22 protein-coding genes are annotated in these 23,345 nt (G+C 66.5%); 2 read left to right on the forward strand and 20 right to left on the reverse strand.

The window, feature by feature from the left end; all coding sequences use genetic code 11:
* Positions 1 to 42 precede the first annotated feature (42 nt).
* From HH212_RS05740 to ubiE, 16 genes are all read right to left on the reverse strand, one after another.
* On the reverse strand, positions 43 to 237 hold the full coding sequence (locus HH212_RS05740; protein WP_169434531.1) for a hypothetical protein: 195 nt from the start codon (positions 235 to 237) through the stop codon (positions 43 to 45).
* A 165-nt stretch (positions 238 to 402) separates the two neighbouring features.
* Entirely contained in the window at positions 403 to 1,221 is an 819-nt protein-coding gene (locus HH212_RS05745) for an ATP-binding cassette domain-containing protein (protein ID WP_169434533.1), read from the reverse strand.
* A gap of 27 nt (positions 1,222 to 1,248) precedes the next feature.
* Complete coding sequence (gene ssuC / locus HH212_RS05750) at positions 1,249 to 2,139, reverse strand: aliphatic sulfonate ABC transporter permease SsuC (RefSeq protein ID WP_169434535.1); 891 nt, start codon at positions 2,137 to 2,139, stop codon at positions 1,249 to 1,251.
* On the reverse strand, positions 2,139 to 3,416 hold the full coding sequence (ssuD, locus tag HH212_RS05755) for an FMNH2-dependent alkanesulfonate monooxygenase (RefSeq protein WP_169434537.1): 1,278 nt from the start codon (positions 3,414 to 3,416) through the stop codon (positions 2,139 to 2,141). Before ssuD ends, ssuC begins: the two co-directional genes overlap by 1 nt.
* 4 nt (positions 3,417 to 3,420) lie before the next feature.
* Positions 3,421 to 4,422, reverse strand: coding sequence for a sulfonate ABC transporter substrate-binding protein (locus HH212_RS05760; RefSeq protein ID WP_169434539.1), 1,002 nt, complete (start codon positions 4,420 to 4,422; stop codon positions 3,421 to 3,423).
* Between the two features lie 69 nt (positions 4,423 to 4,491).
* A complete protein-coding gene (ssuE, locus tag HH212_RS05765; RefSeq protein WP_169434541.1) occupies positions 4,492 to 5,112 on the reverse strand; it encodes an NADPH-dependent FMN reductase in 621 nt (206 codons plus the stop codon).
* Between the two features lie 149 nt (positions 5,113 to 5,261).
* Positions 5,262 to 6,938 (reverse strand): diguanylate cyclase, encoded by a 1,677-nt coding sequence (locus tag HH212_RS05770; RefSeq protein ID WP_169434543.1) that lies wholly within the window; start codon positions 6,936 to 6,938, stop codon positions 5,262 to 5,264.
* Positions 6,939 to 7,134: 196 nt separating this feature from the next.
* The gene (gene nudB / locus HH212_RS05775) at positions 7,135 to 7,596 is read right to left on the reverse strand and encodes a dihydroneopterin triphosphate diphosphatase (protein ID WP_169434545.1); all 462 of its coding nucleotides are present in this window, start codon (positions 7,594 to 7,596) and stop codon (positions 7,135 to 7,137) included.
* 249 nt (positions 7,597 to 7,845) lie between these two features.
* The gene (gene aspS / locus HH212_RS05780; RefSeq protein ID WP_211172507.1) at positions 7,846 to 9,642 is read right to left on the reverse strand and encodes an aspartate--tRNA ligase; all 1,797 of its coding nucleotides are present in this window, start codon (positions 9,640 to 9,642) and stop codon (positions 7,846 to 7,848) included.
* 100 nt (positions 9,643 to 9,742) lie between these two features.
* The gene (locus tag HH212_RS05785) at positions 9,743 to 10,366 is read right to left on the reverse strand and encodes a DUF502 domain-containing protein (RefSeq protein ID WP_170205291.1); all 624 of its coding nucleotides are present in this window, start codon (positions 10,364 to 10,366) and stop codon (positions 9,743 to 9,745) included.
* Positions 10,367 to 10,423: 57 nt separating this feature from the next.
* Positions 10,424 to 10,756, reverse strand: coding sequence for an FmdB family zinc ribbon protein (locus HH212_RS05790; protein ID WP_169434549.1), 333 nt, complete (start codon positions 10,754 to 10,756; stop codon positions 10,424 to 10,426).
* A 353-nt stretch (positions 10,757 to 11,109) separates the two neighbouring features.
* Entirely contained in the window at positions 11,110 to 11,766 is a 657-nt protein-coding gene (locus HH212_RS05795) for a methyltransferase domain-containing protein (protein ID WP_170205292.1), read from the reverse strand.
* Between the two features lie 91 nt (positions 11,767 to 11,857).
* Positions 11,858 to 13,414 carry a ubiquinone biosynthesis regulatory protein kinase UbiB gene (gene ubiB / locus HH212_RS05800; RefSeq protein WP_169434551.1) on the reverse strand — a complete coding sequence of 519 codons (1,557 nt, stop codon included), beginning with the start codon at positions 13,412 to 13,414 and terminating at the stop codon, positions 11,858 to 11,860.
* Positions 13,411 to 14,517, reverse strand: a complete 1,107-nt coding sequence (locus tag HH212_RS27680) for a ubiquinone biosynthesis accessory factor UbiJ (RefSeq protein WP_211172459.1) — start codon at positions 14,515 to 14,517, stop codon at positions 13,411 to 13,413. Before HH212_RS27680 ends, ubiB begins: the two co-directional genes overlap by 4 nt.
* Before the next feature lie 132 nt (positions 14,518 to 14,649).
* The gene (locus tag HH212_RS05810) at positions 14,650 to 15,615 is read right to left on the reverse strand and encodes a Tim44 domain-containing protein (protein ID WP_169434554.1); all 966 of its coding nucleotides are present in this window, start codon (positions 15,613 to 15,615) and stop codon (positions 14,650 to 14,652) included.
* A 10-nt stretch (positions 15,616 to 15,625) separates the two neighbouring features.
* Positions 15,626 to 16,360 (reverse strand): bifunctional demethylmenaquinone methyltransferase/2-methoxy-6-polyprenyl-1,4-benzoquinol methylase UbiE, encoded by a 735-nt coding sequence (gene ubiE / locus HH212_RS05815; protein ID WP_169434557.1) that lies wholly within the window; start codon positions 16,358 to 16,360, stop codon positions 15,626 to 15,628.
* Between the two features lie 137 nt (positions 16,361 to 16,497).
* On the opposite strand from ubiE, the gene HH212_RS05820 reads away from it, so the two are divergent.
* Together HH212_RS05820 and HH212_RS05825 are read left to right on the forward strand one after the other, a co-directional pair.
* Complete coding sequence (locus HH212_RS05820; RefSeq protein ID WP_169434559.1) at positions 16,498 to 16,905, forward strand: hypothetical protein; 408 nt, start codon at positions 16,498 to 16,500, stop codon at positions 16,903 to 16,905.
* Between the two features lie 178 nt (positions 16,906 to 17,083).
* Positions 17,084 to 17,287: a cold-shock protein gene (locus tag HH212_RS05825; protein ID WP_169434561.1), complete on the forward strand. Its 204-nt coding sequence runs from the start codon at positions 17,084 to 17,086 to the stop codon at positions 17,285 to 17,287.
* A 123-nt stretch (positions 17,288 to 17,410) separates the two neighbouring features.
* On the opposite strand, the gene HH212_RS05830 is transcribed toward HH212_RS05825, so the two are convergent.
* The 4 genes from HH212_RS05830 to HH212_RS05845 all read right to left on the reverse strand — a co-directional run bounded on the left by HH212_RS05830 (position 17,411) and on the right by HH212_RS05845 (position 23,319).
* Positions 17,411 to 17,845: a gamma-butyrobetaine hydroxylase family protein gene (locus tag HH212_RS05830; protein ID WP_169434563.1), complete on the reverse strand. Its 435-nt coding sequence runs from the start codon at positions 17,843 to 17,845 to the stop codon at positions 17,411 to 17,413.
* 161 nt (positions 17,846 to 18,006) lie between these two features.
* A complete protein-coding gene (locus HH212_RS05835) occupies positions 18,007 to 18,546 on the reverse strand; it encodes an HIT family protein (RefSeq protein WP_169434564.1) in 540 nt (179 codons plus the stop codon).
* Positions 18,543 to 22,562 (reverse strand): DUF3683 domain-containing protein, encoded by a 4,020-nt coding sequence (locus tag HH212_RS05840; RefSeq protein WP_169434565.1) that lies wholly within the window; start codon positions 22,560 to 22,562, stop codon positions 18,543 to 18,545. The genes HH212_RS05835 and HH212_RS05840 overlap by 4 nt, the downstream gene beginning before the upstream one ends.
* Positions 22,563 to 22,815: 253 nt before the next feature.
* Positions 22,816 to 23,319 (reverse strand): YqaA family protein, encoded by a 504-nt coding sequence (locus tag HH212_RS05845; RefSeq protein ID WP_169434566.1) that lies wholly within the window; start codon positions 23,317 to 23,319, stop codon positions 22,816 to 22,818.
* Positions 23,320 to 23,345 lie beyond the last annotated feature (26 nt).

The raw sequence follows: 23,345 nt of genomic DNA on the forward strand, positions 1-23,345 counted from the left end.
CGTCCCGGACCAGTCGGCGCGGACGGCCATGGCAGTGCAGATTCAGGGAGCGATGGCCGACACGGCGAACTCGGCAGCCGGCAGCGGGCGAACTTCGGGCGGGATTACCGGATCGCGGTAGACCGGACGGGTGCGCATCGGCCCCATCAGCCGCAGTCCGTTCAACAATTCGATGCAGATGCAATCGTTGTCGACACCAACATCTTTTACCTTTTGCTCGTGCTTGCGTTCGCTCATGGTCTCTCCAGTGTCCTCGTTAAAGATTGCACAACATAAAATCGCTGTTAGCGATAAATTGACGGTAATCAAATCAATAATGCTTGTCAAGCCAGCCAAGCAAGGAACATTGGCCCATCTTTTTCAAATCCGAGGCTGTTTTCGTGATTTTTCACTCATGAAGCATCAATACACCAGTGTGAGATTTGGCAAGGAATCGTTTTCCTGTACGTGATTTCTACGCAACACCCGGCCCAGCACTTCTTGCTCAAGAGCACCGAATTCGGGACTGCCGCGGCGCCGCGGACGCACCAGGCCGACTGCCCGGTCGAGCGCCAGCCGTCCCTCTTCCACCAGCAAGATGCGGTCGGCCAGCACCACCGCTTCCTGCACGTCGTGCGTGACCAGTACCGCCGTGAAGCCGCGCTGCTGCCACAGCGATTCGATCAATTGCTGCATCTCGATGCGGGTCAGTGCGTCGAGCGCGCCCAGCGGTTCGTCCAGCAGCAGCAGTTGCGGCTCGTGGACCAGCGCGCGCGCCAGGGCGACGCGCTGGCGCTGGCCGCCAGACAATTGCGCCGGCCAATCGCCGGCGCGCTCCAGCAAGCCGACGCTGGCGAGCGCCGCGCGCGCGCGTTCCACGCCGCCGGCCAGGCCCAGCGCCACGTTCTGCTGCACCGTCTTCCAGGGCAGCAGGCGCGCGTCCTGGAACATCATGCGCACTTCCGGCCTGCCGCCGCCACCACCACCGCCACCGCCGATCCTGACCTGGCCGGCATCCGGCCGCTCCAGTCCGGCGATCGCGCGCAACAAGGTACTCTTGCCGCAGCCGCTGCGGCCGACCACGGCGACGAATTCGCCGGGCATGATCTCGAGGTCGACGGCGTCCAGCACGGTACGGCCGGCATAGCGCTTGGTCAGCCGCTGCAGGTGCAGGTGCGCGCCCTGGCGTTTGCCTGCGCCGGCCTGGCTGCTGCGCGAATGGTCGATAAGATCGGTTTGCATGAAAAAATTCCTCGATAGCGGTGGCGCTCAGCGATATGCCGGATTCCAGCGCAGCAGGCGCCGTTCCAGGGCCCGCGCCAGCAGGTCGGCCGCCTTGCCCAGCAGCGCGTACAGCAGGATGCCGACCAGCACCACGTCGGTCTGCAGGAACTCGCGCGCGTTCATGGTCATGTAGCCGATGCCGGCCTGGGCCGAGATGGTTTCGGCGACGATCAGGAGCACCCACACCAGGCCCAGGGAGAAGCGCACGCCGACCAGGATCGACGGCAGCGCGCCCGGCAGGATCACCTCGCGGTACAGCGCCCAGCCGGACAGGCCGTAGCTGCGCGCCATCTCGACCAGGCCGGCGTCGACCGAGCGGATGCCGTGGAAGGTGTTCAGGTACATCGGAAAGAACACGCCCACCGACAGCAGGAACAGCTTGGCCGCCTCGTCGATGCCGAACCACAGGATCACCAGCGGGATCAGCGCCAGCGCCGGGATGTTGCGCACCATTTGCAGGGTGGTGTCGAGCAGCACCTCGGCGCGCCGGCTGCCGCCGTTGAGCAGGCCCAGCGCCAGCCCCAGGCCGGCGCCCAGGCCGAAGCCGGCCGTGGCGCGCCACAGGCTCACGCGCAGGTGGGTCCACAGCTCGCCGGAGCGCGCCAGTTCGTAGAAGGCGGTGGCCACCGCCCACGGTTCCGGCAGGATGCGGCTGGACAGCAGGCTGCTCCGCGCCGCCGCTTCCCAGGCGACGACCAGCAGCAGCGGCAGTACCCACGCGGCCAGCGGCGCCAGCCAGGCGGCCGGACGGCCGTGCTGGCGCGGGTCGGCCGCATCGATGCGCGTGGATGCACGCCGCGCAGCCGGCGGCCGCGCCCGTCCCCGCCCCCACGAGAACAGGCGCGGCGCCGGCGCCGGCGTCGATGGGCGCGTCATCACGCCACCTTTTTCGGCGTTTCCTGCTGCGCAACGGCGCCCGGCGCGGCGGCGCCCGGCACGCTGTTCGGGACGCCGGGTTTCGGGACGCCGGGTTTAGGAACGATATCGCTGGCCATCACCTCGCCGAACGGCCCGGTCAGCGAATGCTGGCCGCCCTGCTTTCCTTTACCCAGCAGCGGGAACACCAGCTCGGCGAAGCGGTACGACTCTTCCAGGTGCGGGTAGCCGGACAGGATGAAGGTCTCTATACCGAGTTCCTGGTATTCGCGCATGCGCGCCGCCACCGTGTCCGGATCGCCCACCAGCGCGGTGCCGGCACCGCCGCGCACCAGGCCCACGCCGGCCCACAGGTTGGGCGACACCTCCAGCTGGTCGCGCCGGCCGCCGTGCAGGGCCGCCATGCGGCGCTGGCCGACCGAATCCATCTTGGCGAACGCGGCCTGGGCCTTGGCGATCACCTCGTCGTCCAGGTGGCTGATCAATTCGTCGGCGGCGCGCCAGGCGGCGTCATTGGTTTCGCGCACGATCACGTGCAGGCGGATGCCGAAGCGCACCGTGCGCCCGAAGCGGGCGGCGCGCGCGCGGATGTCGGCCAGCTTTTCCGCCACCGCGGCCGGCGGTTCGCCCCAGGTCAGGTAGACATCCATCTGCTCTGCCGCCAGCTCGTGCGCCGCCGCCGACGAACCGCCGAAATACAGCGGCGGCGACGGCTTCTGCAGCGGCGGATACAGCGTGCGCGCGCCCTTGACGGTCAGGTGCTTGCCGCTGAAATCGAAGCCCTTGTCCGCGTTTTCCGGCGCCAGCGCGCCGCGCCAGACGCGGAAGAACTCGTCCGAGATTTCGTAGCGCTCGGCATGGCTGGCGAACAGGCCGTCGGCTTCCAGTTCGCCGGGGTCGCCGCCGGTGACCACGTTGATCAGCAATCGTCCGCGGGACAGGCGGTCGAAGGTGGACGCCATGCGCAGCGCCAGCCCCGGCGTGGACAGGCCCGGCCGCACCGCCACCAGGAATTTCAGCTTGTTCGTTTCATGGATCAGCGAGGAAGCCACGATCCAGGCGTCCTCGCACGAACGCCCGGTCGGCAGCAGCACGCCGTCGTAGCCGAGGGTGTCGGCGGCCACCGCGACCTGGCGCAGGTAATCGCCGTCGACGGTGCGCGCGCCGCGGCTGGTGCCGAGGTAGCGGCTGTCGCCGTGGGTGGGCAGGAACCAGAACACGTCGGGCGATGCCGGCGTTTCCTGCACTGCGTCCTGCGGAAGATGTTGCGAAGTCATGCGATTACTCCTTGGCCAACAAGGCGGCGGGTGGCTGCGCGTCGCGCACCACGATCGGTTTCGGGATCAGTTTCAGGCCGTGGAACGCGTCGGCGATCTTCTGCTGCTCGGCCAGCACCTGCGGCGTCACCGGCTGCACGCCGTAGGCATAGCGCTGCGCCGCCAGGCCGACCACGTCGGGCGGCAGGCCGGTCTGCGCCGCCAGGATCGCGGCCACTTCCTGCGGATGGCCGCGGCCCCACTCGTCGACCCTGGCCAGTTCATCGATCAGGATGCGCACCACGTCCGGGTGCCGCTCGGCGAAGCCGCGCGAGGACAGATAAAACTGGTGGTTGGCGACCAGGCCGCGACCATCGGCCAGCACGCGCGCCCCCAGCTGCTTCTCGGCCGCGGCCAGGAACGGATCCCAGATCGCCCAGGCGTCCACCGCGCCGCGCTCGAAGGCGGCGCGGGCGTCGGCCGGGGCCAGGTACACCGGCTGGATGTCGCGGTAGGCGATGCCGGCCTTTTCCAGCGCCTTCACCAGCAGGTAGTGCACGTTCGAGCCCTTGTTCAGGGCGATCTTCCTGCCCTTCAGATCGGCCAGCGAACGCAGCGCGGAGGTCTTGGGCACCACGATCGCCTCGGCGCCCGGCGCCGGCGGCTCGTTGCCGACGTAGACCAGCGCCGCGCCGGCGGCCTGGGCGAAGATCGGCGGCGCCTCGCCGACGGTGCCGAAGTCGATGCTGCCGACGTTCAGGCCCTCCAGCAGCGCCGGACCGGCCGGGAACTCGGTCCATTTCACCGCGATGCCGGCGGCGGCCAAGCGCGGCTCGAGCGTGGCGCGGCCCTTCAGCAGGGTCAGCGTGCCATATTTCTGGTAGCCGATGCGCAGCTCGCGCAAGGCCGCGGCCTGGGCGGCGCGCGCCTGCGGCAGCGCGGCCGGCAGCGACGCACCGAGGACGGCGGCGGACAGCAGGCCGAGCGTGCGCCTGCGCTGGCGCCCGTGGTGGGAACGGTCAGTCATGGAAATCCCTCATGTTTTTATGGAAGAAGAGGTGGCGCGGATGTGTCCCCGCACACGGCGCCGGGCCGCTCACGCCGCCAGCACCGCCGCCGGCGCGCTCGCCGGCACGCCGGCCGCCGCAGCCGGGCCGGCGCCGTTGGCGCGCCGCACCGCGCCATGGCGCAGCTCCAGCTCGTGCGCCAGCTGCTCGACGCCGGCGTCGATGCGCGCGGCGATCGCCGCCACCGGCGCCGGCGCCCCGCTGTCCGGGTCCCACGGCAGTTGCGCGGCGGTGGCGTAGATGCCGGGCAGGATGTGGCGCGGCCCCAGCGAGGCCAGCACCGGCCGCAAGGCGTAGTCGAGCGCCAGCATGTGCGACTGGCTGCCGCCGGTGGCCAGCGGCAGCACCAGCTTGCCGGCCAGGCCGTCCTGCGGCAGCAGGTCGAGGAAGGTCTTCAGCACGCCGCTGAACGAGGCCTTGTAGACGGGGGTGCCGACCACGATCGCATCGGCGGCGGCGACCTGCGCCACCGCCTCGGCGACGACGGGATCGTCGAGATCGGCGCGCAGCAGCGCGTGCGCCGGCAGCTCGCGCACCTGCAGCGCGGTGGTGCGGTGGCCCAGCGCCGCCAGGCGTTCGCCGACCAGCCGCAGCAGGCGCCAGGTGGTCGATGGCGCGGATGGGCTTCCGCCCAGCAGTAACACATTCATGGTCGATTCCGGTCAAGAGGATCGGAACAGACTACCCGTCGCCACGCCGTGCCGGAACGAATGGTTTTGTCCTTGAATATACTATTTTTGTTAAAAGATTTGCCGCATATCGATGCATGCTGCGTGCGCATTGCGGCACGCCGCCGGCGTCATCGATCTTCGGCGCCGGCCACGGTCACCCGGTTGCGGCCCTGCTGCTTGGCGCGGTACAGCGCCTTGTCGGCGGCCCAGAACAGCGCGTCGGCGCCGTCGCCCTGGTCCGGCCAGGCGGCCACCCCGATCGAGGCGGTGACCTGCTCCGGCCCGCCGCCGCCGGGGCTTGCCGTCATCGACTCGATCGCCCGGCGCAGGGCGTCGGCGCGCACCGCGGCCGCCTCGACGGCGCATTCCGGCAGCAGCATCACGAATTCCTCGCCGCCGTAGCGGCAGGCGACGTCCCCTTCGCGGCCCCAGGCGCGGATGCGCTGGGCGATGGTACGCAGCACGGCGTCGCCGGCGGCGTGGCCATGGCGGTCGTTGACCTGCTTGAAATGGTCGATGTCCAGCACCAGCAGCGACAGCGGCGCCGCCTTGCGCCGCGCGCGCGCCAGTTCGCGCGCCAGGGTCTCGTCGAAATGGCGCCGGTTGTACAGGCCCGTAAGCGGGTCCAGCACCGATTGCCGGCGCAGCGATTCGCGCAGCTTGGCATTGCCCAGCGCCAGCGCCAGCTGCTCGGCCACCGCCTGCGCCAGGCGCTCCTGCTGCTCCTGCTGGCGCGGGTCGGACGACAGGCCCTGCACCACCATCATGCCGACCAGCTCCTCGTGCGACACCAGCGGCAGGCAGGTGCGCCCGCCAAGCTCGTCTTCCGCGCCATTGCATCCATCGTGGCATGCGCTTGGGCTCGGGTCGGGGGCCGTGTCCCGGCGCAGCGCACGGCAGGCATCCAGCGCCATCTCGGCCGGGTGCGCCGGTCCATCTCCCCATTGGGCATGGCGGCGCAGGGCGCCATCCTCGCGCAGCAGGTACAGGCTGCCGCTCAATCCCGGCATCAGCCGGGCGGCGTAGCGGCCGACCAGCGGTGCGGCCGCGGTGCTGGACGGCGCCGCGTCCACCGCGCGCAGCATGGCGGCGATCAGCTTCAGTTCGCGGTTGCGCCTGGCCGCCAGGTCGGCGGCCGCGCCCAGCTGCGCCGCCCTGGCTTCGAGTGCGCGCACGCCCTGCGCGCGCACGCGCAGCATGCGCAGCAGGATCGGCAGCAAGCCGCCCAGCAGGCCGGCGGCGAGCAGCACGGCGGCGGCGCCCATGCAGGCCGAGCGCTGCGAGTCCGCCACCAGGCCGGCATATCCCGCGTCGCGGTCCTGCGCCATGCGCGCGGTTTCCAGCGCGACCAGGCGGCGCAGCTCTTCCATGTGGTCACGCCCGCGCATCGCACCGACCATGGCCCGGGCCGCCGCTTCGTCCTGGCGGCGCACCGCGATCACGCCGTCGATCTCGGCCTGCTTCAGCTCGGCCAGCCGGGCGATGCGCCAGGCAGCCACGCGCGCGCTGCCGGAGCGCGATCCGTCCTTGATCTGCTGCAGCGCCGGCGCCAGTGCCTGGCGCGCCTGCAGCGAGGACGCCAGGAAGGCATCCTTGCCGGTGATGACATAAGCGCGCTCGCTGGATTCGGCGTCGCGCAGCAGGTCCAGCATGCGCTCCAGGCGCTGCTGCTGGCGCCCTTCCCGCTGCGCCGCGTCGAGCAGCGCCTGGTTGGACCGGTTCAGCCAGAATGGCAGTGCCGCCGCCAGCGCCAGGATGGCGAACACGACCGCAGCAAGAAGCTTGACTTGTTTTTCATTGCGCATTCAGCAGGTTTTTATGCAATATGATTTCTCGACCGCGCACAAAATAGCATAAATTTTGCAATAAAAACCAAAAGTCGGCATGATTGCAACACGCCGTATCGATAAATCCGGAAACCGCGGCGGCGTCCGCCAAGCGGGCAGGATGCGCAGCCTGCACTGCGGAGCGGGCTGCCGGCGAGCGGGCAGCCGCGCGCGATCAGGCGCCGCGCGGCGGGTAGTGGCGCGGCAGGTGCAGGATCGCTTCCGCGTTGGAGCTGGAAAAGCAGCGGTCGGCCGCTTCCAGCAACGGCAGCCAGGCGTACCGCAGGTGCTCGCGCGGCGCCAGCACGACCGGAATGTCGCGCGGCACGCACACCGAGAACACGTGCTCGGTATTCCGGGTGACGCCGGGCGCGTAGCGGTGGCGCCAGGTGGGATAGATCTCGTAGACGTTGGAAAGGTGCCAGTCGTGCAGGCTGATATGTGCGCCGTCGACGGCGATCCCGGTTTCCTCGAACAGTTCGCGCGCCGCCGTCTGCAGCGGCGGCTCGTCGAGGGCATCCAGCGACCCGGTGACCGATTGCCAGAAACCGGGGCGGTCGGCGCGTTCGATCAGGAGGACTTCCAGGTCGGCGCTGTGGATGACGACCAGGACGGATTCGGGGATCTTGTGGGGCATGACGCTATTGTAGCGCCAGCCGGCGGGGCGGGTTGACTCGTGCTGAAATCGTCAAGGGCGATATCGTAGAACCGCCAAATACGTCGTCCCCGCGCAGGCGGGGACCCAAGCTGACGGTAATGTAGTCGAAACGCGCACGTATCGGCTCAAGTTACTCAGTATGGGGTAAAGAATGCCAGTGGCATTCTTTACCATGCGCGGGGAGTCGTTTCCGGCAATGCCGGGAACGACGGTATTTGGGCTTGTGGCTCAAGCCACCTTAGGCTGCTCGTTACGCAAGCGAATATGCAGTTCCTTCAGCTGCTTCTCGTCGACTTCCGACGGCGCATTGGTCAGCAGATCCTGCGCGCGCTGCGTCTTCGGGAAGGCGATCACGTCGCGGATCGACTCGGAGCCGGTCATCAGCGTGATCAGGCGATCCAGGCCGAACGCCAGGCCGCCGTGCGGCGGGGCGCCGTACTGCAGCGCGTCCAGCAGGAAGCCGAATTTCAGCTGGGCTTCCTCGGCGTCGATCTTCAGCGCGCGGAACACCTTGCTCTGCACTTCCTCGCGGTGGATACGGATCGAGCCGCCGCCCAGTTCCCAGCCGTTCAAGACCATGTCGTAGGCCTTGGCGATGCAGGCGCCCGGATCGGTTTCCAGCATGTCCTCGTGGCCATCCTTGGGCGCGGTGAACGGGTGGTGGGTGGCGTTCCAGCGGTCGCCGTCCTCGTCGTACTCGAACATCGGGAAGTCGATCACCCACAGCGGCGCCCAGCGGTCCTCGAACAGGCCGGCCTTCTTGGCGAATTCCGAGTGGCCGATCTTCACGCGCAGCGCGCCGATGGCGTCGTTGACGACCTTGGCCTTGTCCGCGCCGAAGAAGATGATGTCGCCGTCTTCTGCGCCGGTGAGTTCCAGCACCTTGGCCAGCACCTCGTCGGACAGGTTCTTGACGATCGGCGACTTCAGGCCGTCACGGCCTTTCGCCTTCTCGTTGACCTTGATGTAGGCCAGGCCCTTGGCGCCGTAGATGCCGACGAACTGGGTGTAGGCGTCGATTTCCGAACGCGCCATCGAACCGCCCTGCGGCACGCGCAGGCCGACCACGCGGCCGCCGGCCATGTTGGCGGCGCTGTTGAACACCTTGAACTCGACCGACTTCATCAGCTCGGTCAGCTCGGTGAACTGCAATTTGACGCGCATGTCCGGCTTGTCCGAACCGTAGGAACCCATGGCGGTGGCGAAGTCCATGACCGGGAACGGGTTCGGCAGGTCGACGCCGGCCGCGTTCTTGAACACGACGCGCATCATGTCTTCGAACAGGTCACGGATTTCCTGCTCGGTCAGGAACGAGGTCTCGCAGTCGATCTGCGTGAATTCCGGCTGGCGGTCGGCGCGCAGGTCTTCGTCGCGGAAGCACTTGGTGATCTGGTAGTAGCGGTCGAAGTTGGACACCATCAGCAGTTGCTTGAACAGCTGCGGCGACTGCGGCAGCGCGAAGAAGTTACCCGGGTTGACGCGCGATGGCACCAGGTAGTCGCGCGCGCCTTCCGGGGTCGACTTGGTCAGCATCGGGGTCTCGATGTCGATGAAGCCCAGGTTGTCCAGGTACTTGCGCACTTCCATCGACACCTTGTAGCGCAGGCGCAGGTTGTGCTGCATCTGCTGGCGGCGCAGGTCGAGCACGCGGTGCGTCAGGCGCGTGGTTTCCGACAAGTTGTCGTCGTCCAGCTGGAACGGTACCGGCACCGAGGCGTTCAGCACTTCCAGGCTGGTGGTGTTGATTTCGATCTTGCCCGACTTCAGGTTGGCGTTGGCGGTGCCTTCCAGGCGGTTGACCACGGTGCCGACGATGCGCAGGCAGTATTCGTTGCGCACGTGCTCGGCGGCCTTGAAGACCTCGGCATTGTCGGGGTGGCAGACCACCTGCACCAGGCCCTCGCGGTCGCGCAGGTCGATGAAGATCACGCCGCCGTGGTCGCGGCGACGGTGCACCCAGCCGCACAGGCTGACGGTTTGGCCCAGCAGTTCCTCGGTGACGAGGCCGCAGTAGTGAGTACGCATGGAAGACATGGTTTTTCGATCCAGGTTGGTTGTTCGGTCGCGCCTGATGGCAGGCGGGAATCTCTATCGTTTGTTTTCTTCTTGGTTTGCTTCGTCCGGTTCAGCCGGTGTGCGCGGCGATGCGCGCCGCGGCCGCCTGCGGCGTCGGGTCCGCCGGCGCCACCACGCCCATCGAGACGATGTACTTGAGCGCCGCGTCGACGCTCATGTCCAGTTCGACCACCCGGCTGCGCTCCAGCATCAGGAAAAAACCGGAAGTCGGATTGGGGGTGGTCGGCACGTACACGCTGACGTAGTCGCCCACCAGGTAATTCTTGACGTCGCCGCCCGGCACGCCGGTCAAGAAGGCGATCGTATAGCAGTTTTCGTGCGGGTACGGGATCAGCACCGCCTTGCGGAACGCGTTGCCCGAGGACGAGAACAGCGTGTCCGACACCTGCTTGACGCTGCCGTAGATCGAATTGACCACCGGGATGCGGTGCAGCAGGCGCTCCCACAGGCGCACCACGTAGTTGCCGACCAGGTTGTTCGCCAGCAGGCCGGTCACGAACACGATCGCCAGCGTGATGATGGCGCCCAGGCCGGGGATGTGCGTGCTCGGCTGCCAGCCTTTCGGCACCAGCAGCAGCGACTGGTCGAGCGTGCCGATCACCAGGTTCAATACCCAGGCGGTGATCGCCAGCGGGACCAGTACCAGCAGGCCGGTGATGAAATATTTACGCATCGGTGTCTCGTCCAGGGTCGTGTCGTGCGACGCCGGCCGCGCGGCCGGCGCGGCCATTCAGGTGCCGCCGCCTTCTTTCGAAGGGGTGGTGGCGGCCGGCGCCGCAGCGGCCGCCGGTGCGGCCGCCGGCGTGCCCGTTTCCTTGGCACCGTCGCCGCCGCCGGATGCCCCGTTCGCCGCCGGTGCGGCGCCGGTCGCCGGCGCGCTGCCGCCGCGGAAGTCGGTCACGTACCAGCCGGTGCCCTTCAACTGGAAGCCGGCTGCGGTGACTTGCTTCTTGAACGATGACTTGCCGCATGACGGGCACACGGTCAGCACCGGGTCGGACATCTTTTGCAGCACATCCTTGGCAAAACCGCATTCATCGCAGCGGTAGGCGTAAATCGGCATCTGAATACTCCGCAAAAATCATCAAAACCCTGAATTATAAAGCTTTTGCAAAAGCTGTTGCCCTTTGGCGGTGCATGGTATCCCGCGTCTGATGCTTGGCAGGCGCTGCATTCAAGAAACAGTGTTGTTTTTCGTCAGCGCTGAGTTCGGTTCCGTTTGCCGAACATCAACTTACCTGATTAAATAGCATCCTCGAACGCGACGGCTCGACCGGCGCGAAAGATTCAAGAAACAGAAGTTTGCGCGAGTGCTCATGCTACTGCGCCGCAATGCCATAAAAGAACGACTTCAAATCAGGCCCGCTTGCGGGCCTTTCTTTTTTCCGCTCGGTTGCTGTCTTTTTTGTTTCGATCTTATTTCCTGCGCCACACCATCCAGCGCTCCTTGCCGGCAAACACCGAAATCGAATCGTCGACAGCGTCATCGGCGATACAGTCGAAATGCGGCGCCAGCAGCGCATCCAGCGCGGTGCGCACGATGCCGAACGGCGGCCCCTTTTCCTTGTCGTCGAAATAGAAGTAACCCGCCAGCAGCCCGCCCGGCGCCAGCAATTGCGCCCAGCGCGCGGCGACCGCCGGCCATTGCGCACGCGGCAGCGCGCACAGGAAGGCTTGCTCGTAGACGAGGTCGAGCGGCCGCGCCGGTTGCCAAGTAAAAAAATCGGCCTGGGCGATGCGTCCGGCCCACCGTTCGGCTTGCATCCGGGCCTGCGCCACCGCCACCGGAGAAAAGTCGATCCCCTGCACGTCCCAGCCGGCGTCGGCCATCAGGGCCAGTTCATGGGCGGCGCCGCAGCCGGGGATCAATACTGCCGGTACGGTGGGTGATGCGGCCGGTGCGCAGGACAATGTCGCCGGCGCCGCGACGAAGGCGCGCAGCGCGTGTGGCGCGGCGCCGCGGTCCCAGGGCGTGAAGCGCCGTTCGAAACGCTCGTCCCAGAAGGCTGCGCTCAACGGATCGCGGCTCTGGAATGAAAGGACACCGGCTTGCGGCGCGTCCTTGACCGGCATGTCCGTGACCGGCACGTCCGCGACCGGCATGTCCGAAGCCGGCGCGCTCGCAGCCGGATCATCCTGCGCCGGACCGTGCGCGGCGCGCATGCTAGATGACGCCGCCGAGCACCATCAGCGCCGCCCCGCCCAGCGCCGCGCCCGTCACGCACGCCAGGAACACCAGCAGCCGGTTGGTGCGGCGCTGTTCCATCAGCACCATCGCCAGCAGCTCGCCGTGGTCGGTGGTGGACTGCGCCTGGTGCTGCAATACCTGGTGCGCCAGGCGCGGCAGTTGCGGGAAGATCTGGGCGTAGCGCGGCGCCTCGGCGCGCAGGCGGTCGACCAGGCCGCGCCAGCCAACCTGCTCGCCCATCCAGCGCTCCAGGTAGGGCTTGGCGGTCTTCCACAGGTCGAGGTCGGGGTCCAGCTGGCGTCCCAGTCCTTCGATATTCAGCATGGTCTTTTGCAGCAGCACCAGTTGCGGCTGCACCTCGACATTGAAGCGGCGCGAGGTCTGGAACAGGCGCAGCAGCACCTGGCCGAACGAGATGTGCTTCAACGGGCGGTCGAAGATCGGCTCGCAGGTGGCGCGCACCGCCGCTTCCAGTTCGTCCACGCGGGTGTCGCGCGGCACCCAGCCGGACTCGATGTGCGCCTCGGCCACGCGTTTATAATCGCGCCGGAAGAAGGCCAGGAAATTCTGCGACAGGTAATCCTTGTCGAAGTCGTTCAGCGTGCCGACGATGCCGAAGTCGAGCGCGATGTAGCGCCCGAAGGTAGCCTCGTCCACCGACACCAGGATGTTACCGGGGTGCATGTCCGCATGAAAGAAGCCGTCGCGGAACACCTGCGTAAAAAAGATCTCGACGCCGTCGCTCGACAATTTCTTGAGGTCGACACCGGCCGCGGCCAGGCGGTCGATCTGCGAGATCGGGATGCCGTTCATGCGCTCCATCACGATTACATTGCTGGAGCAATAGTCCCAGTACATTTCCGGCACCATCAACAGCGTCGAATTGGCGAAATTGCGGCGCAACTGACTGGCGTTGGCCGCCTCGCGCATCAGGTCGAGCTCGTCGTGCAGGTACTTGTCGAACTCGGCCACCACTTCCTTCGGCTTCAGGCGGCGGCTGTCCGGCCACACCCGCTCGACCAGGCCGGCGGCCATCTGCATCAGCGCGATGTCTTCGTCGATGGTGCTCTTCATGCTCGGGCGCAGCACCTTGACCGCCACCTGCTTGCCATCCTTCAGCGTGGCGAAGTGCACCTGGGCGATCGAGGCCGAGGCCACCGGCACCGGGTCGAAGGTGGCGAACAGTTGTTCCGGCGCGGCGCCGAGCGAGCGCGTGATCTGGGCGATGGCCAAGTCGGAACCGAAGGGCGGCACCCGGTCCTGCAGGCGCGACAGTTCGGCCACGATATCGGGCGGCATCAGGTCGGGCCGGGTCGACAGCACCTGGCCGAATTTCACGAAGATCGGGCCCAGCTCTTCCAGCGCCATGCGCAGGCGCACCGCGCGCGGCGAGGTGATACGGCGCCAGAAGAACATCGCGCTCATCAGGCGCGCGGTGCGCGGCACGTGCAGGCCCGACATCGCGATTTCATCGAGGCCGTAGCGGGTGGCAACCGTCAGGATTTTCAGCAGTCGCAGGAATTTCAGGATCATCGGCTGTCGCGATTCGTGTCGGGGAGTGCGGAAGAAGAGGCAGCAGCCGCGGCCGATTCGGCCGGGGGCGTCGGATCGGCTGCCGGCTGCGCTGCAGCCGTGGCTGGCGCATCCGCTGCAGCGGCGGACGGTGCATCCGGTGCAGGGGGCGCCGCGGCGGCCGGGACGCCAGTGCCTGCGGGTGCGGGCTGGATGGTGCGCACCGCGGGCGACAGCAGCGCGGCGCGCGCCGGGGCCGGCGCCGGCACGGTAAGCGGTGCATCCGGAATGGCAGCGGCCGGCGCGGCAGGCACACCCGGCACGGCTGGATCGATCGCCGGTGCGGCGCCCGGCACGGCGGCAGCCGCGCGTGCCGGCTGCGCATCAGCGCTCGACTGCGCATCGGCGGCCGGCTGGGCGGCAGCGGCCTGCCGCGCATCGGCGGTCCGTTGCATGGGATGGGCCGGTAGCGCGGCCGCGCTTGCCGCCGACGCCTGCTGCGCCAGCTTCTGCTCCAGCCGGGCGATGCGCTTGGCGCTGCGCTCGACGTCGTCGCGCAGGCGGCCGACCTCGTCGCCGAAACCGGCCACGCTGGCCGGCCGCACCAGCACCTGCCGCTCTTCCAGCAGGAATTCGGCCACGTTCTCGGCCAGCCGGCGTCCGCCGCTGGCGGCGCCCTGCAGCACGCTGCGCGCGCCGCCGGCCACGCGCACCGCGCCGATCGGCCCGAGGAAGCGCTCCAGGTCGTGCTCGGCATCCCAGCGCAAGCCTTTCGACAGCTGCGAGATCGTGTTGGCGAATTCGGCGTCGCCATCGATGCGCACATACGAAAACGCGCGCTCGCGGTTCTGCAGGATCAGCGGCAGGTCGCTGGCCTTGACGTGGATGGTGACGGCGGCGGCATCGCTGCCGCGCGCGCTTTCCAGCATGCCGTCGCGCGCCACGCGCATGCACAGGCGCAGGTGGCCGCCCAGTTGTCCGACATCGATGCAGGCGACCTTGTCCGCATGGCGGCGCAAGGTGTCGCGCGCCCAGGCTTCCTGGGCCAGCAAGTGATTGATCGTCGCGACCGCGGAGGCCGCCAGGGCATGCTGCGGCGAAGGGAGAGAAGGAATCAATGACATGGGATGCGCACTTCCGAAAAAGAAAACCGCCCGGCGTGGCGGGCGGTTTGCGGCCGCCCCCGGTCGGGCGGTGTCGATCTTACCAGTTCACCGGGGTATGAGCCCGGCAGCACGAACTTGCAACCACAATATTTACGTGATCTGCTGGATGCCCGCCAGTACCCAGCCGCCCTGCCCCTGCAGCGGCTTGGACAGGTTCCACACCTCGACGAAGGGTTCGGCCGGTGCATTCTGGGCATTGCGGATCATGCCGTTGAACTGGACGCTGGCCAGGTAGTCGCGCTCGGTGGTCTCGATGCCCAGCAGCTGGGCATCGATCGAGACGACCTCGGTAAAGTCCGGATTGCCGCCGCGCTCCTGGATCTGCAGCGACAGCTCGGCGTACACCTCGGGCGAAGTGAATTCGCGCAGGTCGGCCAGGTCGCTGCGGTCCCAGGCGGCCTGCATGCGGATGAACGATGCCTTGGCATGGCGCAGGAAGGATTCGGCATCGAAATCGGCCGGCACGCCCCACTGCTGGTGCGCGCGCTGGCCGCCCTTGTCGAGCGACACGTTGGACGTCGGCTGCATGTAGCCGCCCTGGTAGGCGCTCGGTGGCGCCGTATCCGGCTGGGCCGAACCGAAGCCGGGCGCTGCGCCGGCCGGCAGCGGGTCGCGGTTGAAGGCGCCGCTGGCGGGCGCGGACTTGCGGCGGAACATGCGTACGATGAACATCACGGCCAGCGCCAGCAGTACCAGCATCAGGATGGTCGACAGGGCGCTGGCCATGGCGCCGCCGATGCCCAGGTGCGAGAACAGCGCGCCCAGGCCGAGGCCGAGCAGTGCGCCGCCGAGGATGCCCTTCCACATGCCGGAGCGTTGCGGTGCCGGCGCGCGCGCCGGTACCGGCGCCGGCTGGGGCGCCTGGCGCTGCTGCTGCTGGTAGCTCGGCGTGGGAGCCGGGGCCGGCGTGCGCATCTGGCGCACCGCCTGCGACTGGCGCCCGATGGAGCGGCCGCCGCCGACCGGGCGGGCAAACGCTTCCGCCACCGTCGAGAACATGGTGAGCGCGATCATGGAGGTGGCTAACAATTTTTTAGCGGCCAGGGTTTTTTTCATGGTCGTCATCCTAGAGTTTGATACCGGTGTGCAAAGCAGCCACGCCCGCCGTCAGGTTGAAATACTGGACCCGTTCCAGGCCCGCCGTTTCCATCATCGACTTTAGCGTGTCCTGGTCCGGGTGCATGCGGATCGATTCGGCCAGGTAGCGGTAGCTTTCGGCATCGCCCGCGATGCGCTGGCCCAGCCACGGCAGCACCGAGAACGAGTACACGTCGTACGGCTTCTGCAGCGGCGTGGCGACCTTCGAGAATTCCAGCACCAGCAGCTTGCCGCCCGGCTTCAGCACGCGCCGCATCTCGGCCAGCGCCTGGTCCTTGTGCGTCATGTTGCGCAGGCCGAAGGCGACGCTGACGCGGTCGAAATAATTGTCCGGAAACGGCAGCTTTTCGGCGTCGCACAACAAGGTGGGGGTCACCAGGCCCTTGTTCAATAGACGGTCGCGCCCCACACGCAGCATCGACTCGTTGATGTCGGTGAGCCAGACCTCGCCGCTCGGCCCGGCCTGCTTGGCGAAGGCCTTGGACAGGTCGCCGGTGCCACCGGCGATATCGAGCACCTTGAAGCCGGGACGGATGCCGGCCTGGGCAATGGTGAACGCCTTCCAGATGCGGTGCAGGCCGCCCGACATCAGGTCGTTCATCACGTCGTACTTGGACGCGACCGAGTGGAATACCTTGGCGACTTCGTGGACCTTGTCGTCCTCGGAAACGGTCTTGTAGCCGAAATGGGTGGTGTTGGTCATGGTTGGGAGCCGGATTGATGTTGACGCATTATACAAGCCGGGTGTAGTCAATACTTAACCGTGCCTTATCGTCATCCCGCCCGTCCCATCCGGACCAGCCCGGCTAGAATGGCCCGGTCGCCGCCCTCCCTTCCATCATGCGCCTGCCCGTCCCTGCCTCGCCCCTCGTCCGCGGCTTCTACATCGTGTGCCTCGCGGGCGCCGCCTTCAACCATGTACGCATCCTGGCGGAGCATGGACTATGGTGGGATTACGGCGGCATCCATCCTTTCATTGCCGGCTTCTGGACTGCGCTGAACCTGTTCGACAGCCTTGCCATCGTCCTGCTGCTGCTTGCCCCGCGTGCCGGCCTGGCGCTGACGACGGCGATCATCGTCGCCGACGTCGCCGTGAACGCCTGCGCGGGCCTGGCCTACGGCTTCGACTGGCGCGCCTTCGGCGCCCAGGCGCTGTTCATGGTTATCGTCCTGGCGACGGTGGGACCGGCCTGGCGCGACCTGGGCCGCCGCAATCGCGCTGTCCAACCGCCCATTACCCTGCGGTGACAGGCTTTTACTTTTGGTTGTTGGACTTAAGTTACACTGTAAATATTTATATTAATTGTGCTCTGCTGTGTTCAAAAGCTCTCTATAATTGCCTGACTTTGCTAGCCCCGGCACCTTGCCAGGGATTGCCCGGCATAGGGAGCAAGGTATCAAAACTAATTACTTGTGAGAGATTAAAATGGCGACTGGTATTGTTAAATGGTTCAATGATGCAAAGGGCTTCGGCTTCATCACCCCGGACGGCGGTGGCGAAGACCTGTTCGCGCACTTTTCGGCGATCAATGCACAAGGCTTCAAATCGCTGTCGGAGAACCAGCGCGTCACCTTCGACGTGACCACTGGCCCGAAAGGCAAGCAGGCATCGAACATCCAGCCGCAGTAAACCCCGCGAGGGAGCAATCCCTACCGCCGCCGGTCGCGTAACCGGCCATCGAAGGAGTGCCAGGCATCATGCGCCGGCGCTCCTTTCTCATTTGCGGCGTGCGCTTTTTGCCGGCCGGCCAGATCAGCGGCAACCGCAGCTGCCGCTGCCGCATCCACCGCCGCCGCTGGCCTGCTTGATGCCCAGGTCGGGGATCGGCTCGCGGCCGCTGTCGCCGAAGAAGCCGGCGGCGTGCAGGCGGCCGACGTAGTCGTGCCACAATTCCTTCTGTTCCTTACCCAGTTTGTACAAATAATCCCAGGTGTAGATGCCGGATTCGTGGCCGTCGCTGAACAGCGGCTTGACGCCGTAGTTGCCGACCGGCTCGATACCCTTGATGCCGACGTGGCGCTTGCCGACCTGCAGGGTTTCCTGGCCGGGGCCATGGCCCTGCACGGCGGCCGAAGGGGAGTAGACGCGCAGCAGTTCGAACGGAATGGAAAAGGCGGCGCCGTCGTCGTAGGCGATATCGAGCAGCTTGGACTGCTGGTGGACGGTGAGTTCGGTGGGGGTAGGCATGGTCGTGGTGTGTTGGGCGCTACATGAGGAGGCACGTATACCGTCGTCCCCGCGCAGGCGGGGACCCATGCTTAGCGACCGAAGCCGTATCGTCAGCAGAGCGGCTTCGGCATGTCCGGCATGGGTTCCCGCCTGCGCGGGAACGACGTGGGTAGCGTATTTTAACGGCTTGCGAACTTGCGCGTGATCGCCTCTGCCAATTGCGGCAATAGCGCCCTTCTTTCATCGAGCACCGCCGGCGGGGGCAGGCTCGCCGCCGGCGCCCATACCGGCGCCGGGAAATGCGCATCGTCCGCATAGCGTGGAATCACGTGCCAGTGCAGGTGCGGCACCAGGTTGCCCAAGCTGGCCAGGTTGACCTTCAGCGGTTGCATCACTTCGCGCAGCGCCTGCTCCACCTTCCACACCGCATCGTTGAGCAGCAGGCGGTCTTCGTCGGCCAGGTCGCTCATCTCGCGCACGTGGTCGTTCCAGATCACGCGTGCAAAACCGGGGTAGGCGGGGTCGTCCACCAGGATCACGATGAATTTCTCATGGCGCAGCACGACCGGCGCCAGCACGCCCTGCGCCTGCGTGGCCGACAGCACCGGCAGCGCCGGCACGCCCGTGGCGGCCGCCACCGCCGTCAATTCGCACAGTTCGCAACCGGCCAGCTTGCCCGGTTCGACCGGCGCATCGACCAGCTCCAGGGCGGACGTCATACCAGCACCCGCTCGATGCCGCCGTTGTTAGCCTTGGCCACGTAGTCCGGCATCCAGTTCTCGCCCAGCAGATGGCGCGCCATCTCGACCACGATGTAGTCGGCACTGGTGCCCGAATCCTCGTTGTAGCGCGACAAGCCCTGCAGGCAGGACGGGCAGCTGGTCAGGATCTTGACCTTGCCGTCGAAGCCGTCGGCGCGCAATTTATCCGCGCCCTTGTCCATTTCCTGCTCCTTGCGGAAACGCACCTGGGTCGAGATATCCGGGCGCGACACGGCGAAGGTGCCGGACTCGCCGCAGCAGCGGTCGTTCTTCTCGATCTTGACGTTGTCCACGGTCTGCACCAACGCATTCACCGTCTTGGTGGCGTCCTGCAGCTTCATCGGCGTGTGGCAGGGGTCGTGGTACATGTAGCGCGTGCCGGTCACGCCTTCCAGTTTGACGCCCTTTTCCAGCAGGTATTCGTGGATGTCCATGATGCGGCAGCCGGGGAAGATCTTGTCGAACTCGTAGGTCGCCAGCTGGTCGTAGCAGGTGCCGCAGGAAACCAGCACCGTCTTGATGTCCAGGTAATTGAGCGTGTTCGCCATGCGGTGGAACAGCACGCGGTTGTCGGTCATCATCTTGTCGGCCTTGTCGTACTGGCCGGCGCCGCGTTGCGGATAGCCGCAGCACAGGTAGCCCGGCGGCAGCACGGTCTGGACGCCGGTTTCCCATAGCATCGCCTGGGTCGCCAGGCCGACCTGCGAGAACAGGCGCTCGGAGCCGCAGCCGGGGAAGTAGAACACGGCCTCGGTGTCGGCGTTCGTCAGCTTCGGGTTGCGGATGATCGGGATGACCTTGTCGTCCTCGATGTCGAGCAGGGCGCGCGCCGTCTTCTTCGGCAGATTGCCCGGCATCTTCTTGTTAATAAAATGGATCACCTGCTCGCGCACCGGCGCTTTCCCCGTGGTCGGCGGCGGCGCCTTGGTCTGCTCCTTGGCCAGGCCTTTCAATAACGCGTTGCCGAGGCGCTGTGCCTTGAAGCCGACCCCGACCATCGCCTTGCGGGTGGCGTTGATGGTGGTCGGGTCGGTCGCGTTCAGGAAGAACATGGCGGCGCGGTTGCCGGGCTTGAAGCTGCGCTTGTCCATCTTGCGCAGCAGGTTGCGCATGTTCATCGACACGTCGCCGAAGTCGATGTTCACCGGACATGGCGTCACGCACTTGTGACACACGGTGCAATGGTCGGACACGTCCTCGAACTCTTCCCAGTGGCGGATCGACACGCCGCGCCGGGTCTGCTCCTCGTACAAAAAGGCTTCGATCAGCGCCGAGGTCGCCAGGATCTTGTCGCGCGGCGAGTACAGCAGGTTCGATTGCGGCACGTGGGTGGTACACACCGGCTTGCACTTGCCGCAGCGCAGGCAATCCTTGATGCTGTTGGCGATTTCGCCGATGTCGCTCTGCTGCATGATCAGCGACTCGTGCCCCATCAGCCCGAACGACGGCGTATAGGCATTGCGCAGGTCGGCCGCCACCGCTTCGGTATCGAGCAGCTTGCCCTTGTTGAAACGCCCTTCCGGATCGACGCGCTGTTTGTATTCGCGGAATTCGCGGATCTCTTCGTCGGTCAGGAATTCCAGCTTGGTGATGCCGATGCCGTGCTCGCCCGAGATCACGCCGTCCAGCGACCGCGCCAGCTTCATGATGCGCTCGACCGCTTTATGGGCGTCCTGCAGCATGGCGTAGTCGTCCGAGTTGACCGGCAAATTCGTGTGCACGTTGCCGTCGCCGGCGTGCATGTGCAGCGCCACGAACACGCGCGAACGCAAGATCCGCTTGTGGATGGCGGTGGCCTCGTCCAGGATCGGCTTGTAGGAGGCGCCGTTGAAGAGTTGGCGCAGCGGCGCGCGGATGTCGTTCTTCCACGACACGCGCACCGTGTGGTCCTGCACCACGTCGAACAGGGTGGCGTCCGGCTGGCGCCCGATGCGCTCCTCGAAGGCGGCCAATAAACCGTCCAGGCCGACGTCGGCCAGCTTGTTGCGCGCCTCGCTCAAGGGCATGTCCAGGTTGGCCATCAGCCAGCCCCAGCGCGCCGCCACCTGGGCCAGCAGCGCCTCGGCCTGCTGCGGACGGTCGCCCAGCAACTCTTCCACCGGCACGCCTTCGCCATTGGCGTCGTCGCTCTTGGCCAGTTCCAGGTTGCCGGCCGCGAAATAGGCGTGCAGCGCCTCGACCAGTTGCAGCTTGTTCTTGACCGACAACTCGACGTTGATGCGCTCGATGCCATCGGTGTACTCGCCCATGCGGTTCAAAGGAATGACGACGTCTTCGTTGATCTTAAAAGCGTTGGTATGGCGCGCGATGGCCGCGGTGCGCGAGCGGTCGAGCCAGAATTTCTTCCTCGCTTCCGGGCTGACGGCAACGAAGCCCTCGCCCACGCGGGTGTTTGCCAGGCGCACCACTTCCGAGGCGGCCAGCGCCACGGCGTTCTCGTCGTCGCCGACGATGTCGCCGAACAGCGCCATCTTGGGCATGGTGCCGCGCTTGGACTTGGTGGCGTAGCCGACCGCGCGCAGGTAGCGCTCGTCGAGGTGTTCCAGGCCGGCCAGGCGCAGGCTGGCGAATTCCGGCTTGCCGCTTTTCGGCAACTGGTCCAGGTAATCCTTGATCTCGACGATCGACGGGATGGCGTCGCGCGCCTGGCCGAAGAATTCCAGCGCCACCGTGCGCGTGAACTTCGGCATCTTGTGCAGGATCCAGCGCGCCGAGGTGATCAAGCCGTCGGTACCCTCCTTCTGCACGCCCGGCAAGCCGGCCAGGAACTTGTCGGTCACGTCCTTGCCGAGACCCTCCTTGCGGAAGCGGCGGCCTTCGATCGACAGGGTCTCGGTGCGGAACGGTTGCGCGCGCTCGCTGCCCTTGGGCACCGGATGGCGCCATTCCAAGGTAAACGTGGCGACCGGCACGTCGTGGATCTTGCCCAGGTTGTGGTCGACGCGGGTGACGTCGAGCCAGTCGCCGTTGGGGTCGACCATGCGCCAGGAAGCGAGATTGTCCAGCGCCGTGCCCCACAGCACCGCCTTCTTGCCGCCGGCGTTCATGGCGACGTTGCCGCCGACGCAGGAGGCGTGCGCCGAGGTCGGGTCGACCGCGAACACGAAGCCCGCCTTTTCGGCAGCCTGCGAGACGCGCTGGGTGACCACGCCGGCGCCGGTGTAGACGGTCGCGTACTCGCGCTCCACGCCCGGCAGGCGGGTCAGCTCGACCTCGCTCATCTGGATCAGCTTTTCGGTGTTGATCACCGCCGACAAGGGCGACAGCGGGATCGCGCCGCCGGTATAGCCGGTGCCGCCGCCACGCGGGATGATGGTCAGGCCGAGTTCGATGCAGCCCTTGACCAGGCCGGCCATCTCGTCTTCGCTGTCCGGCACCAGCACCAGGAACGGGTACTCGACGCGCCAGTCGGTGGCGTCGGTCACGTGCGACGTACGGTGCATGCCGTCGAAACGGATGTTGCGCTTGTCGGTATAACGGCCCAGCACGGCGCGTGCGCGCTTGCGCAGGTCGTACATGTCGGAGAATTCGCGGCCGAAATCGTCGACCGCCTTGCGCGCCGCTGCCAGCAATTGCTCCACCGCGCTGCTGCGGGTCGTCGATGCGGCCGCCGCGGCCGCATCGACGCCTTCTCCCGCATCGACCGTCAGGCGCCGCTTGTCGACTTCGCCCAGGCGGTGGTGCAGCGCCTCGATCAGCTTGGCGCGCCGCTTGGGATTGTCCAGCATGTCGTCCTGCAGATACGGGTTGCGGCGCACCACCCAGATGTCGCCCAGCACCTCGTACAGCATGCGCGCCGAGCGGCCGGTCTGGCGCGCGCCGCGCAATTCGTCGAGCAGTTTCCAGGACGATTCGCCCAGCAGGCGGATCACGATCTCGCGGTCGGAAAACGAGGTGTAGTTATAGGGGATTTCGCGCAAACGGGTCGGCGCGTTGTCTTCGAGCAGGGCGTGGATGTTGGCAGGAGCGTTCATGAGATCGGCTGACGTACTGACGCGTAGGACAGCCATTCTAGCCCATTGCGCTGCAACACGCTGGGCAGGGAACGATTTACAAGGGGCGCAAAAAGCAGGAAGCCGCGGAAAAACCCCCTTTCGATTAAATTTCTTTTTGGAAAATCGCCGATTTACCACAGAAAACTTGGCGCGCTAGACAAGCAGGCAACTTATCCATACCGGGTGCCGCAGGCGCCGTCCGGGTGCGATCAACCGTCACGATGCGGCCTGTTCAGCCGATCAGGCGGCTGGTCGTTTCCCCGATCCACTTCCACCAGCCATCCGGCACGTACAGCAGCGTCACCGTCATGAACACATAGCGGCCGAACTTGCCGATCATCATGTACATGACGCTCGGCCAGAACGGCAGATGCAGCCAGCCGGCCAGCGTGCACAGCGGGTCGCCGATGCCCGGCACCCACGACAGCAGCATGGTCTTCGCACCATATTTCGCCAGCCAGTGGAACCAGCGCGATTTGCGCTCCTTGGCAAAAGCGACCTTGGCCCGATAACCGATCCAGTAGTCGACCGCGCCGCCGATCGTGTTGCCGAGGGTGGCGACCAGGATCACCGGCCAGAACATGGCGGGATTGGCCTTGACCACCGCGAACACGGCCGGTTCGGACCCGAGCGGCACCAGGGTGGCAGACACGAAGCTGATCAGGAACACCGACGTCAGGCCGACGCTCGGCACGGCAAGGAATTTCAGCAGCCAGAGGACGGCGGATTCGATCATCGATGGGAAGGAGGTTGGCGGCGGAG

Origin of the sequence: Massilia forsythiae (assembly GCF_012849555.1) — a bacterium.
GTDB classification, from domain to species: Bacteria; Pseudomonadota; Gammaproteobacteria; order Burkholderiales; family Burkholderiaceae_D; genus Telluria; species Telluria forsythiae.

Excerpts from the sequence above, each read along its gene's own strand:
- HH212_RS05740 (WP_169434531.1), bottom strand. The coding sequence starts at position 237 with ATGAGCGAACGCAAGCACGAGCAAAAGGTAAAAGATGTTGGTGTCGAC.
- HH212_RS05745 (WP_169434533.1), bottom strand. The coding sequence starts at position 1,221 with ATGCAAACCGATCTTATCGACCATTCGCGCAGCAGCCAGGCCGGCGCA.
- ssuC (WP_169434535.1), bottom strand. The coding sequence starts at position 2,139 with ATGACGCGCCCATCGACGCCGGCGCCGGCGCCGCGCCTGTTCTCGTGG.
- ssuD (WP_169434537.1), bottom strand. The coding sequence starts at position 3,416 with ATGACTTCGCAACATCTTCCGCAGGACGCAGTGCAGGAAACGCCGGCA.
- HH212_RS05760 (WP_169434539.1), bottom strand. The coding sequence starts at position 4,422 with ATGACTGACCGTTCCCACCACGGGCGCCAGCGCAGGCGCACGCTCGGC.
- ssuE (WP_169434541.1), bottom strand. The coding sequence starts at position 5,112 with ATGAATGTGTTACTGCTGGGCGGAAGCCCATCCGCGCCATCGACCACC.
- HH212_RS05770 (WP_169434543.1), bottom strand. The coding sequence starts at position 6,938 with ATGCGCAATGAAAAACAAGTCAAGCTTCTTGCTGCGGTCGTGTTCGCC.
- nudB (WP_169434545.1), bottom strand. The coding sequence starts at position 7,596 with ATGCCCCACAAGATCCCCGAATCCGTCCTGGTCGTCATCCACAGCGCC.
- aspS (WP_211172507.1), bottom strand. The coding sequence starts at position 9,642 with ATGCGTACTCACTACTGCGGCCTCGTCACCGAGGAACTGCTGGGCCAA.
- HH212_RS05785 (WP_170205291.1), bottom strand. The coding sequence starts at position 10,366 with ATGCGTAAATATTTCATCACCGGCCTGCTGGTACTGGTCCCGCTGGCG.
- HH212_RS05790 (WP_169434549.1), bottom strand. The coding sequence starts at position 10,756 with ATGCCGATTTACGCCTACCGCTGCGATGAATGCGGTTTTGCCAAGGAT.
- HH212_RS05795 (WP_170205292.1), bottom strand. The coding sequence starts at position 11,766 with ATGCCGGTCAAGGACGCGCCGCAAGCCGGTGTCCTTTCATTCCAGAGC.
- ubiB (WP_169434551.1), bottom strand. The coding sequence starts at position 13,414 with ATGATCCTGAAATTCCTGCGACTGCTGAAAATCCTGACGGTTGCCACC.
- HH212_RS27680 (WP_211172459.1), bottom strand. The coding sequence starts at position 14,517 with ATGTCATTGATTCCTTCTCTCCCTTCGCCGCAGCATGCCCTGGCGGCC.
- HH212_RS05810 (WP_169434554.1), bottom strand. The coding sequence starts at position 15,615 with ATGAAAAAAACCCTGGCCGCTAAAAAATTGTTAGCCACCTCCATGATC.
- ubiE (WP_169434557.1), bottom strand. The coding sequence starts at position 16,360 with ATGACCAACACCACCCATTTCGGCTACAAGACCGTTTCCGAGGACGAC.
- HH212_RS05820 (WP_169434559.1), top strand. The coding sequence starts at position 16,498 with ATGCGCCTGCCCGTCCCTGCCTCGCCCCTCGTCCGCGGCTTCTACATC.
- HH212_RS05825 (WP_169434561.1), top strand. The coding sequence starts at position 17,084 with ATGGCGACTGGTATTGTTAAATGGTTCAATGATGCAAAGGGCTTCGGC.
- HH212_RS05830 (WP_169434563.1), bottom strand. The coding sequence starts at position 17,845 with ATGCCTACCCCCACCGAACTCACCGTCCACCAGCAGTCCAAGCTGCTC.
- HH212_RS05835 (WP_169434564.1), bottom strand. The coding sequence starts at position 18,546 with ATGACGTCCGCCCTGGAGCTGGTCGATGCGCCGGTCGAACCGGGCAAG.
- HH212_RS05840 (WP_169434565.1), bottom strand. The coding sequence starts at position 22,562 with ATGAACGCTCCTGCCAACATCCACGCCCTGCTCGAAGACAACGCGCCG.
- HH212_RS05845 (WP_169434566.1), bottom strand. The coding sequence starts at position 23,319 with ATGATCGAATCCGCCGTCCTCTGGCTGCTGAAATTCCTTGCCGTGCCG.